Here is a 13,229-nt window from a genome sequence, read left to right on the forward strand (position 1 = left end):
GTTTTTGCACCGGCTCTGCCCATGCAAGTTAATCTGTCGGCGACTGGCGCCTGTCTCAATTAATAAACGTCTTTCTGGTAACGCTTGTCGCTGCGCAGGCTTTCCAGCAGGGCCTCGGCCTGCTCCTCGCTCTTGCCGCCATGCTGCTTGATCACCTCGATCAACGCCTGATGCACATCTTTGGCCATGCGCTCAGCATCGCCGCAGATATAGAGATGCGCGCCGCGCTCGATCCACTGCCACAATGTCTCGCCGCGCTCCAGTATGCGATGCTGCACATAGATCTTATGGGCCTGGTCCCGCGAGAAGGCGGAATCTAAGCGGGTCAGCACGCCATCTTTGAGATACTGCTGCCACTCTGTCTGGTAGAGGAAATCCTGCTCGAAGTGCGGATTACCGAAGAAGAGCCAGCTATCGCCTTGGGCACCTTGGGCCGCGCGCTCCTGCATGAAGGCACGAAACGGTGCCACCCCAGTACCAGGGCCAATCATGACCACAGGCGTATCTGGGTTTTCCGGCAGACGGAAGTGATTGTTCGGCTCCACATAGACCTTCACCTCGGCGCCTTCCTCGGCGCTTGCCAGGAAGTGTGACGCGCCGCCAAAGCGGGTGCCCGAGTCGCGCTCATCTGCCACCAGGGCCACGGTCAGATGTACCTCGCTCTCCACCTCAGATTGGCTCGAGGCGATAGAGTAGAGTCTTGGAGTGATTGGACGCAGCAGCTCCACCAACTGGAAGGCACCGATATCCACCGGATACTTGGCCACCAGGTCGGCAAGCTGATGCTTGAGGATAAACTGGCGGGTCTGCTCTCTGTCTTCACTGATCGCCTGTAGCGCTTCGTTGCCACTCAGCTGCGCCCAGTTTTGCACCAAGCCAGGATAGAGCTGGGTCAGCTCGCGCTTCTCTTTCAGCGCCTGGGTCAAGGTCATTTTTACTTCACCCTTAGTCGCGTCACCCAGGATCACCTCGGCCTCGCCATCCAGAGACAGGCCATTGATGATCTCTTCCACCAGGGCGTCGCTGTTACTGAACCAGACGCCCAAGGCATCACCCACCTGATAGCTCAGGCCCGACTCGCCAAGGTCTATCTCCACGTGGCGTACGTCGCGGTCCGAGTCACGACCGGTGAGCTTCTGACTCACCAGGAGCTCGGCGTTGTAGGGCTTCTGCTTGCTGAAGGCCGAACTACTGACGGTGCTGCTTGCGCTGCCGATAGAGACCACGCTGGCGCCGGTGCCCACCAATGGCTTGACCGCGCCCAACACGGCTTCTTGCCACTGACTGGCCGCGATCTCGTAGTCCACATCACACTCGGTGAGCGGTACGATCGCCTTGGCGCCCAGAGCGCTCAGGCGCGCATCGAAATCTTTACCCGTCTGGCAGAAGAACTCATAGCTGGAGTCTCCCAGCGCCAATACGGCGTAGTTGAGGGTGTCTAGCTGAGGGGCGCGCTTAGAGGCCAGGAACTTGTGCAGCTCGATGGCATCGTCCGGCGCCTCGCCTTCACCATGGGTGCTTACCACGGCAAGCAGCAGTGTCTCCTGCTTGAGCTGGCGCGTCTTGTAATCGGCCATGGAGACCAGGTTGACGCTATAGCCCTGGGCCTGCGCCTTCTCGGCCAGCTCGGTGGCGATACCGCGGCCGTTGCCTGTCTGGCTGCCGTAGAGAATGGTGATGGTCTGCTGGGGCGCTTGCTGCACCTCGCCGGCCACGCCGCTCAGTTCGGCCGTAGCCGACAGGTAACCACCTACCCAGGCGAGTTGCACGGCGTTGAGTTCAGCGGTGAGTTGCTTAAGCTTATCCACCTGCGTCGCAGACAGGGGAGAAGCCAGTGATGAAAGCTCTTTTAACAGCATGGAAGACGGCCCTATAACAGTGTAATTAGCCTAGCTTAGTGGCTTAATGGAAAAGCAAAAAAGAATAAAATCTAATTTTTAATTCATTTTTGGAATATGCAAAGGTCATAATTTGAGCTACAAAAGTGAGAGTGGTGAGCGATATTTGCTTAAGCTGTGCCCTTAACCACAGAATTTGAAATGAAATTTTGTGGACTGGCGCAAACTTTTTGCTCCGACCAGTGCACCAGCGCTGATTATGAAAAATTCGCGCTTGTGTCTAAGTCCAGACTCGCCACAATAGCGAGCCAACAATTCAAACGACGTCTGTCCCCAACTAAGAGGTTTCTCAGTGAAACTAGGTCTACCTAAAGAGAGCCATGCCGATGAAAAACGCGTTGCGTTGATCCCGGCCAATGTGACTCGGTTAATCAAAAAAAACCTCCAAATTCTCGTGGAGAGCGGAGCGGGTCTCGCTGCGGGCTTTAGCGATCAAGCCTATCAGGAAGCAGGAGCCGTTATTGCAAGCAGAGACGAGGTACTCGGCGCCGATATCATCACCCTGGTCAACCTCAAGGGTGAGCAGTTCGAGGAGATTAAGGCCAAGGCGAAGCCCCAGCAGCTGTTTATCGGCATGATGGATCCCCTGGCGCAACCGGAAAATGCCGCCGCCCTGGCCCAAACAGGTACCAGCGCCTTGGCACTTGAGCTGGTACCAAGGATCACCCGCGCCCAGAGCATGGATATCCTCTCCTCCATGGCGACCATCGCCGGTTACAAGGCCGTGCTGCTGGCCGCCCATGAGGCGCCGCGCATGTTCCCTATGATGATGACGGCCGCAGGTACGCTCAAACCCGCCCGCGCCTTCATCATGGGCGTCGGCGTCGCCGGCCTACAGGCCTGTGCCACCGCCAAGCGCTTGGGCGCCGTGGTAGAAGCCTATGATATTCGCCCGGCCGCCCGGGAGCAGATCCTCTCGGTAGGTGCCAAACCGGTTGAACTGGATCTGGAAACCGAGAACACAGAAACCAAGGGTGGCTACGCCGCCGAGCAGAGCGATGATTTTCTCAAGCGTCAGCAGCAGGCGATGGCCAATGTGCTGGCCCAGCAGGATATCGTCATCACCACGGCCGCAATTCCTGGTCGTAAGGCACCTGTGCTGATCACCAAGGAGATGGTGGATGCCATGAAGCCTGGCACGGTGATTGTCGACCTTGCCGCCGAAACCGGTGGTAACTGCGAGCTGACGGAGCTGGACCAGACCGTTGTCCACAACGGCGTTACCATACTCGGGCCATCAAATGTGCCCGGCAGCGCAGCGACCCACGCCAGCCAGATGTATGGCACCAACATCGAGAACCTGCTCAAGCTGATCGTCGACGATGAAGGCCAGTTAAACCTGGACTTCGAGGACGAGATTGTCCGCGACACAGTCGTGGCCCATCAGGGTGAGGTGGCTAACGCCAGATTACGAGATCTGTTATCACTGCCGCCACTTGCGGCAACAGAGGAGGCTCAATAATGGAAATTTTATTACTACTGACCCTGTTCGTGGTGGCAGTATTCCTTGGGGTTGAGCTGATCACTAAGGTGCCGCCGACCCTGCACACGCCACTCATGTCGGGCTCAAACGCCATCTCGGGGATCTCCCTGGTCGGCGCCCTGCTCGCAGCAGGTTCAGGTGCGGGACTCTGGGTCAATGTGCTGGGCTTTGTTGCCGTAGTACTGGCCACCATCAACGTTGTGGGTGGCTACATGGTCACCAACCGTATGCTTGCCATGTTTAAGAGGAAATAAGCCAACATGAGTATGACGATTATCTATCTCGCCTACCTTGTGGCTGCGAGTCTGTTTATTTTAGGGATCAAGGGGCTGACCAAGCCGCGCACCGCGGTGCGTGGTAACCAGTTGTCGGCCCTGGGTATGTTTATCGCCGTGGTGGTGACTCTGCTGGATAAGAGCATCTTAAGCTATGAGTGGATCATCGCCGGTATCTTGCTGGGGGGGGCCATAGGCGCCGTGATGGCCACCAAGATCCAGGTGACCGCCATGCCGCAGATGGTGGCCCTGCTTAATGGTTTCGGTGGCGGCGCCTCGCTGTTTATCGCCCTGGCGAGCTTCCTGGATCCCGATTCGGCGACTCATGTGGTGGCGCTGATCTCAATCGGTCTGACCGTGCTCATCGGCTCAGTCACCCTGTCTGGCTCCTTCGTGGCGTTTGCTAAGCTGCAGGAGCTGATCTCGGGCAATCCAATCCGGGTACCGGGCAACAAGTTTATTAACGCCAGCCTGTTGATCGCAGCCATGGTGCTGACGGTTGCCGTGGTCACCACACCAAGCAATCCGACCTTCATCTACGCCTTAGTCGCCGTATCACTATTACTGGGTCTCTTCCTGGTGGTGCCTATCGGCGGCGCCGACATGCCAGTGGTTATCGCTCTGCTGAACTCCTACTCGGGGATCGCGGCGGCGACCACAGGTTTTATCACCGGCAACACTGTACTGATCGTCTCGGGTTCTCTGGTTGGCGCCTCGGGCATCATCCTGACTCAGATCATGTGTAAGGCGATGAACCGCTCGTTGTTTAACGTGCTCTTTGGCGTCATGGCCGAAGGTGGCGAGACGGTAGATGCCGACGAGGTCTATGCGGGTAAGGTGACCTCCTCCTCGCCGGAAGAGGTAGCCATGTTACTGGAAACCGCAGAGCGCGTGGTGATCGTTCCAGGTTATGGTCTGGCGATGGCTCAGGCGCAACATGCGGTGCGCGAGTTGGCCTCGGTACTGGAGGCGCGCGGTGCACAGGTGCTGTACGCTATCCACCCGGTTGCCGGTCGTATGCCTGGCCACATGAACGTGCTGCTGGCCGAGGCCGAGGTGCCCTATGAGCAGCTAATCGAGATGGATGAGATCAACCCTCAGTTCGAGCAGACAGATGTGGCCATCGTCATCGGTGCCAACGACGTAACCAACCCTATGGCGCGTGAAGACAAGGGCAGCCCTATCTACGGCATGCCTATTCTCAACGTCGACAAGGCCCGTACTGTGGTGGTGGTCAAGCGCTCACTCAGCCCGGGCTTCGCCGGCCTGCCTAATCCGCTGTTTGCCAAGGACAACGCCCTGATGTTGTTTGGCGATGGTAAGAAGGCGATTGTCGATCTGACTCAATCCCTCAAAGAAGCGGACTAAGCGCACAAAATCGAAAAAAGGCCGTTAAACGGCCTTTTTTATTGCCTATTGAAAATAAAATTAGATAAATCTTATTGATTAAGTTGCAGTTTATTTTTCATCCGCCACCACCTTGCTTTCTGGTGGAAAGTTATCTAAACATTTCGGCTATACTTAGCCTGAGAGGCCGCGCTTTGGCCGGGCGAATCGCTTGCATATTGGATTAACATCTGATTATATAATCGTCATGTAACAATGTTAGCGTTTCCTAAAGAGGCTTTGAAAATGCAAACTCAAGTGCTAAATAATGGACTGCTATCTTTCGAGGATAGGCGCGTTTCTCAGGCTCACGCTAACGAACATTGGGACAGGTTGACGACGGCGCAGCGATTCGCCTTCTACACCTTAGCGAAACTTGGTTATCAGCTACTCTTTGTGAGGCAAACCCCAACAACGAGTACCGCTATCGCCAAGCAGGAAGATCAACTCGCTACCATTGACGACGAAGGTGATATCGACTTTCATCCAGATGTCGTCCTGCGCGAACGCCGTCCACCTCGAAAGCAATAAGCAAAAAAGGAGCCTCTGGCTCCTTTTTATTTTCTATCTGACTCGCAAACGATTGCTAAAACCAAGCGACTATTCTCCAATCGCCTGCTGCGTCATCCAGTTCTCGGCGGCCTGCTCACCCATCAGCAGCCTCAGGGTCGGACGGATAAACGCCCCCATTTCAGATCTCCGCCAAAACATATACTGGGGTAACTTAGGCTGATTTTCGGCGCCGAACAGCCAGTGGAGCAGGCTGGCAAACTCATCGAGCGTCTCCTGATCGTATTGCACCAGATCGGGATAGATGGCGTCGATAAGCGAATCGAAATCCTCAAATGCCCCAAGCGCCTGCCAGCTGTACCTGTCCAGAAGTTGAGCGAGCATAGGGGTCGACCAGTGAGAGATGGCCGCCACACTCTCAAACACCTCCAGGTTACGCCTATGATACTGCTGCCAGGCCAGGGTCTCGGCTTTGCCCGCTCTGGCCAGAGACCAGAGCAGATAGAAGTCCGCCAGCCACTCGTGTTGATAGGGGGTCAGCTTGTCGGCTTTTAGGTAGATGGAGTTCGAGCGGCTCACCGCCAGGTGCCCCAGCTCATGGGCCAGGGTCATCTGGTAGGCCTTATCTATCGGCAGGGCATAGACCTGACCATTCCACAGCGCCGAATATGCCTTGGGGATCCGCTCATCATGCAGCAACACCAGACCGATAACATTGGGATCGGTCAACGGCCTGACCATGGCGCCGCGCCGACCCATCTGGCTCAAAAGCGTCTGAGGATTTAGGGGTAATTGTGCCCTGGCATTACTCGGTAACTGCCCAAGGCACTCTTGAACGTGAGACGTTTGACACACCAGGGCCTGGCCTTGGGGCATGGGCGCCCAGAACCAGGCACTGGCGATCAGTAACGTCCCTGCAATCACTGCTTAGCCATGATGTTTTCTATGATGGCCGTGGTAGAGACGCCATCTTCGAAGCCCAGCACCTCGACGCTGCCACCAGCCGCGATCACCTCTTTGCCACCGGCGATATCCTCGACACTATAGTCGCCGCCCTTCACCAGCTTGTTAGGTAGTAGTCTGGAGATGATGCGCTGCGGCGTGTCTTCGCTAAATGGCACCACCCAGTCGACCGAGGCCAGACCCGCCAGCACAGCCATGCGGCGCTCCAGCTTGTTGACCGGACGGCCATCGCCCTTAAGGCGCTTCACCGAGTCGTCATCGTTAACCGCCACGATAAGCCTGTCACCCAGGGCTCTCGCCTGTTGCAGGTAACTCACATGGCCGGCATGGAGAATGTCGAAACAGCCGTTAGTCATCACCACGCGCTCGCCCTTCAGCTTGGCCTGCTCCAGGGCATAGGCCAGTTGATCTTCGCTGACCACCCCGTAGCCACTCTCGCCATGACTCAGATTAAGCGCCGCAATCAGCTCGATACGGCTCACGGTTGAGGTGCCCAGCTTGCCGACGACTATGCCCGCGGCCGTGTTGGCCAGGGCGCAGGCCACTGGCAGCTCACAACCTACCGCCAGCGAGGTGGCCAGGGCCGAGATCACTGTGTCACCGGCGCCGGTCACGTCATAGACTTCGTGGGCAACGGTTGGAATATGCAGCTCGGGGGCATCGGCGGTGATCAGCGTCATCCCCTTCTCGGAGCGCGTCACCAACAGGGCCTCGAAGTCGAACTCTTTGAGGAGCTCCTTGGCTTTAGCCACCAGATCCGCCTCGTCGGCAACCTTACCGACCACCTGTTCGAACTCGCTCATGTTAGGCGTCAGCAAGGTCGCGCCGCGATAACGGGAAAAGTCACAGCCCTTAGGATCCACCAGCACCTTGACCCCTTTGGCCTTGGCCTTGGCGATGAAAGCCTCGGGCTTGTCGATGGCGCCCTTGGCATAATCGGACAGCACAACCACGGCTACCTTATCCAGCTCTTTCTCGGCGCTCGCCAGCAGTGCCTGACTCTGCTCGGCCGGATAGGCCTCTTCGAAATCGAGGCGAATCAGCTGCTGATTGCGCGACATCACCCTGAGCTTGGTGATGGTGGGTAGCTCGGCCACAGTGTGCCACTTAGGCACGACGCCAAGCGCCTCTATGCCCTGGGTCAGGGCCGCTGCGGTTTCATCCTCACCCACTATACCCGCCAGGCTCACCTGACCGCCCAGGGTGGCGATATTCAAGGCAACGTTGGCCGCCCCGCCGGGTCTGTCTTCAATTTGATTCACTCGTACCACGGGCACAGGCGCCTCGGGCGAAATGCGCCCCGTAGGACCGCTCCAGTACCTGTCTAACATCACATCACCGACGACCAGAACGTTTGCTTTTTCGAAAGCTGGCAGAGAAATCTTCATATGGCACTTATCTTTTTGCGAAAATTAATCCCTGATTATACCTAATTTCCCCAACAAATTGAGTTAGAATAAGCAGTAATTTTTGTAAACCCCATAGGGTCAACCGTGGTCGAAAACGCTCAATTCTCCGCTCAATTTTTCCATCCCAAGTATTGGCTCATCTGGTTAGGTGTCGGCTTTATGCGTCTGACTCAGCTGTTGCCCCTGCGGGCCCAGATGAAATTGGGACAGGGCATAGGCCGCCTGGCCATGGCGATAGCCGGCAGTCGCGTCAATACCGCCAAGCGCAACATAGCACTCTGTTTTCCCGAGATGAGCCAGGCCGACCAGCAGCAACTCTTGATCCGCAACTTCGAAGAGACGGGCAAGGCGATCTTCGACATCGCCAACGCCTGGTGGTGGAGTGACGAGCGCATTCAGCGCCATATGACCATCAAGGGACAAGAACACGTAGAACAGACCCTGGCCGCCGGGCAGGGAGTGATCCTCTTCGCCGTACACTGTCTGCCGCTGGAGATGGGCGCTCGCATTTTTGGCCAGTTTCAGCCGGGCATAGGCGTCTACCGCCCCCACAATAATCCGCTGATGGAATACCTTCAGGTTAAGGGACGTCTGCGCTCCAACAAGGGACTGGTGCCCAAGCGGGATCTCAGACAGATGGTGCGCAGCCTGCGCAATCCCGATGTGATCTGGTATACGGCGGATCAAGATTTCGGCCGTTCAAGCGCCGTCTTTATCCCCTTCTTCGCCGTGCCTGAGGCCGCGACTATCACGGGAGCCACCACCCTAGCCAAATTGGGCAAGGCCAAGGTGCTGCCCTTCATTGTGGTGCGAAACGAAGATGACAAGGGTTACACCATTGAGATACAAGCGCCGCTAAAAGACTTCCCCGGCGAGAACGAGCTGGAAGATGCCAAGCGGGGTAACCGCATCATAGAAGAGATCATCGAACGCAGCCCGGCGCAATACATGTGGCTGCACAGACGCTTCAAGACCCGTCCCAATAAGGATGACCCGTCGCTCTATCGCTAGCCCGACGGCGAAAGGGTTAGTCGCTCGGTAAAAGCCAGCCATTTAGGCTGGCTTTTTTTATGCCGCACATCTTTCTACAACCCCAATAAGTATCAAATCGACACAGACAAAACACACACTGTCCTTTTGACACCAAGTGTCATTTCTACACTCATACAAGACTGTCATTATGACAATTTAATAAGACACTAATATATGCTTACACCTTAATAATCAACAACTTAAAAGCATGGCACGTTAACTGCTATAGCAGGGTACTCCACACCTACAATATATTGCGCTGAGAGGCTCTATGAATAAACAACGGCTAACGGCGATAGCACTCTTGATAGTACTTATCGCTTCCTTCTCTGTACTGCTGAGCATAGGCAGTCAGATCTATCGCGAAAAACCCCCAATCCCCACCGCCTTTACCGATGTGCAGGGTCAACCTCTGTTCACCCAAAACGATATAGAGCGTGGTCAACTGGTTTGGCGCTCTATGGGCGGACACCAGCTAGGCTCTATCTGGGGTCACGGCTCCTACGTCGCCCCAGACTGGACCGCCGACTGGCTACACCGTGAGTCGCAGGCCTGGTTAGATATCACCGCCAAGGCGCAGTATGGCAGAAGCTTCAACGAGCTGGACTCTATCAAGAAAGCTGGGCTCGAGCAGTCGCTACGTGATGACCTACGTCGCAACACCTTGACTACCTCGGCCAATGGCGAGATACGCATCAGCCTGTCTGAAACCCGTATTCAGGCTATCGGCCAGGTATCAGACCACTATCTGTCTCTGTTTGGCGACGATCCTGAGCTCTCAACTCTGCGCGAACAGTATGCGATGAAGGAAGGCACTGTGCCTGACCTTGAGCGTCGCCAACAACTAAACGCCTTCCTCTTCTGGGGCGCCTGGGCCGCCATCACAGAGCGTGAAGGACAAGAGTATACCTACACCAACAACTGGCCTTTCGATCCGCAGCTAGGTAACACCCCGACCTCAGACAACATCGTCTGGTCTATCCTGAGTATCGTCACCCTGATCGCCGGTATTGGCGCCCTAGTATGGCACCACGCCTCAGGCAAGCATGAAGAGCTGCCTAAGCCAGCCGAGCAAGATCCTCTGTTCCTCAAGAAACCTACCGCCTCACAGAAGGCCGTGGGTAAGTATTTCGTCACCGCGGTCGGCCTCTTCCTGCTGCAGATCCTCTTAGGGGGCGTGACGGCGCACTACGCGGTAGAAGGGCAAAACTTCTACGGCATCCCGCTATCAGAGATACTGCCCTATTCAGTCACCCGTACCTGGCATACCCAGCTAGCGGTATTCTGGATCGCCACCGCCTGGCTCGGCACAGGCCTCTATATAGCGCCTGCGCTATCGGGATATGAGCCAAAGTTCCAACGTCTGGGCGTCAACGTCCTCTGGGTAGCCCTGGTTGTCGTGGTACTGGGCTCTATGGCTGGTGAATGGATCGGCGTGCAGCAGTACTTCGACCTGGATACCAACTTCCTCTTCGGTCACCAAGGCTATGAATATATCGACCTCGGCCGTGTCTGGCAGGTACTGCTACTGGCTGGCCTGTTGATCTGGCTAACCCTGGTCACCGCCGCCATGCGCCCAGCCCTTAAGATTCAAGGCGAGATGCGCCCCGTGATCTGGGTACTGTACGCCTCGTGTGTCGCCATCGGCCTCTTCTACGGCGCCGGCCTCTTCATGGGCAAACACACCAACCTGGCCATCGCCGAATACTGGCGCTGGTGGGTAGTTCACCTATGGGTTGAAGGCTTCTTCGAAACCTTTGCGACCTCGGTGATCGCCCTGATGCTGGTGCGTCTGGGACTCATCCGTGCCCGCAGTGCCAACGGCGCCGTACTATTCGCCACGGTTATCTTCCTCACCGGTGGTCTTATCGGTACCCTGCACCACCTCTACTTCACAGGTACACCAACGGGTGTGATCGCCTGGGGCGCCATCTTCTCGGCACTGGAAGTGGTTCCGCTAGCCCTCATCGGCTTCGAAGCCATCGAGAGTTACCGTATGCGTAACGCCAGCCCTTGGATGATTCGCTACAAGTGGGCCATCATGTTCTTCGTGGCTACCGCCTTCTGGAACTTAGTGGGTGCGGGCGTACTGGGCTTCCTGATCAACCCACCTATCTCGCTCTACTTCATCCAGGGTCTGAACACCACTGCGACCCACGGCCACGCCGCCTTCATGGGTGTGTACGGCATGCTGGGTGTAGGCCTGATGCTCTTCTGTCTGCGCGGTCTGACGGGCAATATCCAGTGGAGCGACAAGCTGCTTAAGGGTGCCTTCTGGAGCCTGAATATCGGTCTGGCGGCCATGGTCTTCATGTCACTGCTGCCTGTGGGCCTGACCCAGTTCTTCGCCGTCATCGAGAACGGTTACTGGTTCGCCCGCTCACCAGAGGTGATCCACAGCCCACTGGTTGAAACCCTGGTATGGATGCGTGTCCCAGGTGACGTCATCTTCGGTGCAGGCGGCCTGTTCCTCGGCGCCTTCCTGTTCGACATCATCAGAAAAGCCATCGGCGCCAAAGGCACTCAAGCCATTGCCGATGCGCCGCTGTCGGCCAACGCATAACACCTGACATCACTCGACAAAGGGGTCATATCGACCCCTTTTTACCCTCAAAGCAAGTGTAAAAATGACAATAAACATTACTGTTAAATTGACATATACTAATTCCTAGTACAGCCGCAGCCTGCCGATGAAGAAGGAAGTCCCTTGGCACTGGCGCGATATTTCGGAGACCCCATGGCATTAAGTCAAACCCAATTAACGCGGATGGCGTTAGATATCACCTCGGGATTGTCCAATCATGACAGGTTCTCACGCCTGCTCGACACCATCAGGGAAAGTATGCAGTGCGACGCCGCCGCGCTGCTGGAGTTTAAGGGTCAGCAGTTTACCCCATTGGCCATCAACGGCCTGAGCCCAGATGTACTGGGCCGCCGCTTCGTGCTCCATGAACACCCAAGGCTCGAGGCGATTGCCCGCGCCGGTGATGTGGTGCGCTTTCCCGCCGACAGCGATCTGCCCGATCCTTACGACGGCCTGATCCCCAATCAGGGGGACAACCTCACGGTACACGCCTGTATCGGCCTGCCGCTGCTGGCCGATGGCAACCTGATAGGCGCCGTCACCATAGACGGCTTCGATCCGGATCAGTTCAAGTCTTTCACCAACGAGCAGCTGCGGGGGATCAGCGCCATCGCCTCGGCGTCGCTCAACAACGCCCTGCTGATCGACAAGCTGGAGAAGCAGGCGCTGCAGGCCCAATGGGACAAGGGCGACAGCACTAGCCAGAGTAAGGAAGGCACCAAGGAGATCATCGGCCAGTCACAGGTGATGAATAACCTCAAGCAGGAGATCGCCGTGGTGGCGCCGACGGATCTCAACGTGCTCATCATGGGCGAGACTGGCACAGGTAAGGAGTTGATCGCCCATGAGATCCATCAGGGATCCATGCGCGCTAGCCAGCCGCTGGTCTACCTCAACTGCGCCGCCCTGCCCGAATCTGTGGCCGAGAGCGAGCTGTTCGGTCATGTCAAAGGGGCCTTTACCGGCGCCGTCAGCAATCGCAGCGGTAAGTTCGAGATGGCCGATAAGGGCTCGCTGTTTCTCGATGAGATAGGCGAGCTGCCGCTGACCCTACAGGCCAAGCTGCTGAGGGTACTGCAATATGGCGATCTGCAAAGAGTCGGCGACGATCGCAGCCTCAAGGTGGATGTGAGGATCATCGCTGCCACCAACAAGAATCTGAAGAACGAGGTGCTGGCGGGACGTTTTCGCGCCGACCTCTACCACAGACTCAGCGTCTTCCCGCTGATCGCGCCGCCACTGAGAGAGCGTGAGCAGGACATTACCCTGCTGAGCGGCTTCTTCGTCGAGCGCTGCCGTCAGCAACTTGGGCTACAAACCCTTAGGCTCAGCCCGACCAGTCTTGCCATGCTGGAGTGCTACCAATGGCCCGGCAACGTCAGGGAACTGGAGCACAGCATCTACCGAGCGGCCATTCTGGCGAGGGCCCAGTCGTCCGGCAGTAACGGCCTCATCAACCCCGAGCATTTCGAGTTCGCCAACCAGGCACCGCGCACCGTTCAAAGCAGCGGCAAAACCCTGGCGCCGCAATTTAGCGGCAGCCTCAAGCAGGCGACCGAAGCCTTTCAGGCCGACTACATACGCCAAACCCTGAGCCAGCACGATAATAACTGGGCCGCCACCGCCAGGGATCTCGAGGTCGATTCGGGTAATTTACACCGCCTGGCAAAACGGATAGGGTTAAAATAA

Annotated in this window: 10 protein-coding genes; 7 read left to right on the forward strand and 3 right to left on the reverse strand. The window is 56.7% G+C overall.

Features of this window, described 5'->3' with window-relative positions; all coding sequences use genetic code 11:
* Positions 1–59 precede the first annotated feature (59 nt).
* Positions 60–1,859 carry an assimilatory sulfite reductase (NADPH) flavoprotein subunit gene (locus AYI87_RS03340; RefSeq protein ID WP_144199599.1) on the reverse strand — a complete coding sequence of 600 codons (1,800 nt, stop codon included), beginning with the start codon at positions 1,857–1,859 and terminating at the stop codon, positions 60–62.
* 331 nt (positions 1,860–2,190) lie between these two features.
* Between AYI87_RS03340 and AYI87_RS03345 the strand changes: the two genes are divergently transcribed.
* From AYI87_RS03345 to AYI87_RS03360, 4 genes are all read left to right on the forward strand, one after another.
* Complete coding sequence (locus AYI87_RS03345) at positions 2,191–3,360, forward strand: Re/Si-specific NAD(P)(+) transhydrogenase subunit alpha (RefSeq protein WP_144199601.1); 1,170 nt, start codon at positions 2,191–2,193, stop codon at positions 3,358–3,360.
* The gene (locus tag AYI87_RS03350; RefSeq protein ID WP_144199603.1) at positions 3,360–3,635 is read left to right on the forward strand and encodes an NAD(P) transhydrogenase subunit alpha; all 276 of its coding nucleotides are present in this window, start codon (positions 3,360–3,362) and stop codon (positions 3,633–3,635) included. Before AYI87_RS03345 ends, AYI87_RS03350 begins: the two co-directional genes overlap by 1 nt.
* A gap of 6 nt (positions 3,636–3,641) precedes the next feature.
* The gene (locus AYI87_RS03355) at positions 3,642–5,024 is read left to right on the forward strand and encodes an NAD(P)(+) transhydrogenase (Re/Si-specific) subunit beta (RefSeq protein WP_144199605.1); all 1,383 of its coding nucleotides are present in this window, start codon (positions 3,642–3,644) and stop codon (positions 5,022–5,024) included.
* A 264-nt stretch (positions 5,025–5,288) separates the two neighbouring features.
* Positions 5,289–5,573, forward strand: coding sequence for a hypothetical protein (locus tag AYI87_RS03360; RefSeq protein ID WP_049766562.1), 285 nt, complete (start codon positions 5,289–5,291; stop codon positions 5,571–5,573).
* Positions 5,574–5,642: 69 nt separating this feature from the next.
* On the opposite strand, the gene AYI87_RS03365 is transcribed toward AYI87_RS03360, so the two are convergent.
* The gene (locus AYI87_RS03365) at positions 5,643–6,476 is read right to left on the reverse strand and encodes a hypothetical protein (RefSeq protein ID WP_144199607.1); all 834 of its coding nucleotides are present in this window, start codon (positions 6,474–6,476) and stop codon (positions 5,643–5,645) included.
* Positions 6,473–7,903 (reverse strand): bifunctional D-glycero-beta-D-manno-heptose-7-phosphate kinase/D-glycero-beta-D-manno-heptose 1-phosphate adenylyltransferase HldE, encoded by a 1,431-nt coding sequence (gene hldE, locus AYI87_RS03370; protein ID WP_144199609.1) that lies wholly within the window; start codon positions 7,901–7,903, stop codon positions 6,473–6,475. The genes AYI87_RS03365 and hldE overlap by 4 nt, the downstream gene beginning before the upstream one ends.
* Before the next feature lie 105 nt (positions 7,904–8,008).
* Between hldE and AYI87_RS03375 the strand changes: the two genes are divergently transcribed.
* From AYI87_RS03375 to norR, 3 genes are all read left to right on the forward strand, one after another.
* Positions 8,009–8,935, forward strand: coding sequence for an LpxL/LpxP family Kdo(2)-lipid IV(A) lauroyl/palmitoleoyl acyltransferase (locus tag AYI87_RS03375; protein ID WP_144199611.1), 927 nt, complete (start codon positions 8,009–8,011; stop codon positions 8,933–8,935).
* 292 nt (positions 8,936–9,227) lie between these two features.
* A complete protein-coding gene (locus AYI87_RS03380) occupies positions 9,228–11,519 on the forward strand; it encodes a nitric-oxide reductase large subunit (protein WP_144199613.1) in 2,292 nt (763 codons plus the stop codon).
* A 174-nt stretch (positions 11,520–11,693) separates the two neighbouring features.
* A complete protein-coding gene (gene norR / locus AYI87_RS03385) occupies positions 11,694–13,229 on the forward strand; it encodes a nitric oxide reductase transcriptional regulator NorR (RefSeq protein WP_144199615.1) in 1,536 nt (511 codons plus the stop codon).

It is taken from the genome of Shewanella sp. KCT, assembly GCF_007636505.1.
Taxonomy (GTDB): domain Bacteria; phylum Pseudomonadota; class Gammaproteobacteria; order Enterobacterales; family Shewanellaceae; genus Shewanella; species Shewanella halotolerans.

What these genes read in the sequence shown, in the direction of transcription:
- AYI87_RS03340 (WP_144199599.1), bottom strand. Translation starts at nt 1,859, where the DNA reads ATGCTGTTAAAAGAGCTTTCATCACTGGCTTCTCCCCTGTCTGCGACG.
- AYI87_RS03350 (WP_144199603.1), top strand. Translation starts at nt 3,360, where the DNA reads ATGGAAATTTTATTACTACTGACCCTGTTCGTGGTGGCAGTATTCCTT.
- AYI87_RS03355 (WP_144199605.1), top strand. Translation starts at nt 3,642, where the DNA reads ATGAGTATGACGATTATCTATCTCGCCTACCTTGTGGCTGCGAGTCTG.
- AYI87_RS03360 (WP_049766562.1), top strand. Translation starts at nt 5,289, where the DNA reads ATGCAAACTCAAGTGCTAAATAATGGACTGCTATCTTTCGAGGATAGG.
- hldE (WP_144199609.1), bottom strand. Translation starts at nt 7,903, where the DNA reads ATGAAGATTTCTCTGCCAGCTTTCGAAAAAGCAAACGTTCTGGTCGTC.
- AYI87_RS03380 (WP_144199613.1), top strand. Translation starts at nt 9,228, where the DNA reads ATGAATAAACAACGGCTAACGGCGATAGCACTCTTGATAGTACTTATC.
- norR (WP_144199615.1), top strand. Translation starts at nt 11,694, where the DNA reads ATGGCATTAAGTCAAACCCAATTAACGCGGATGGCGTTAGATATCACC.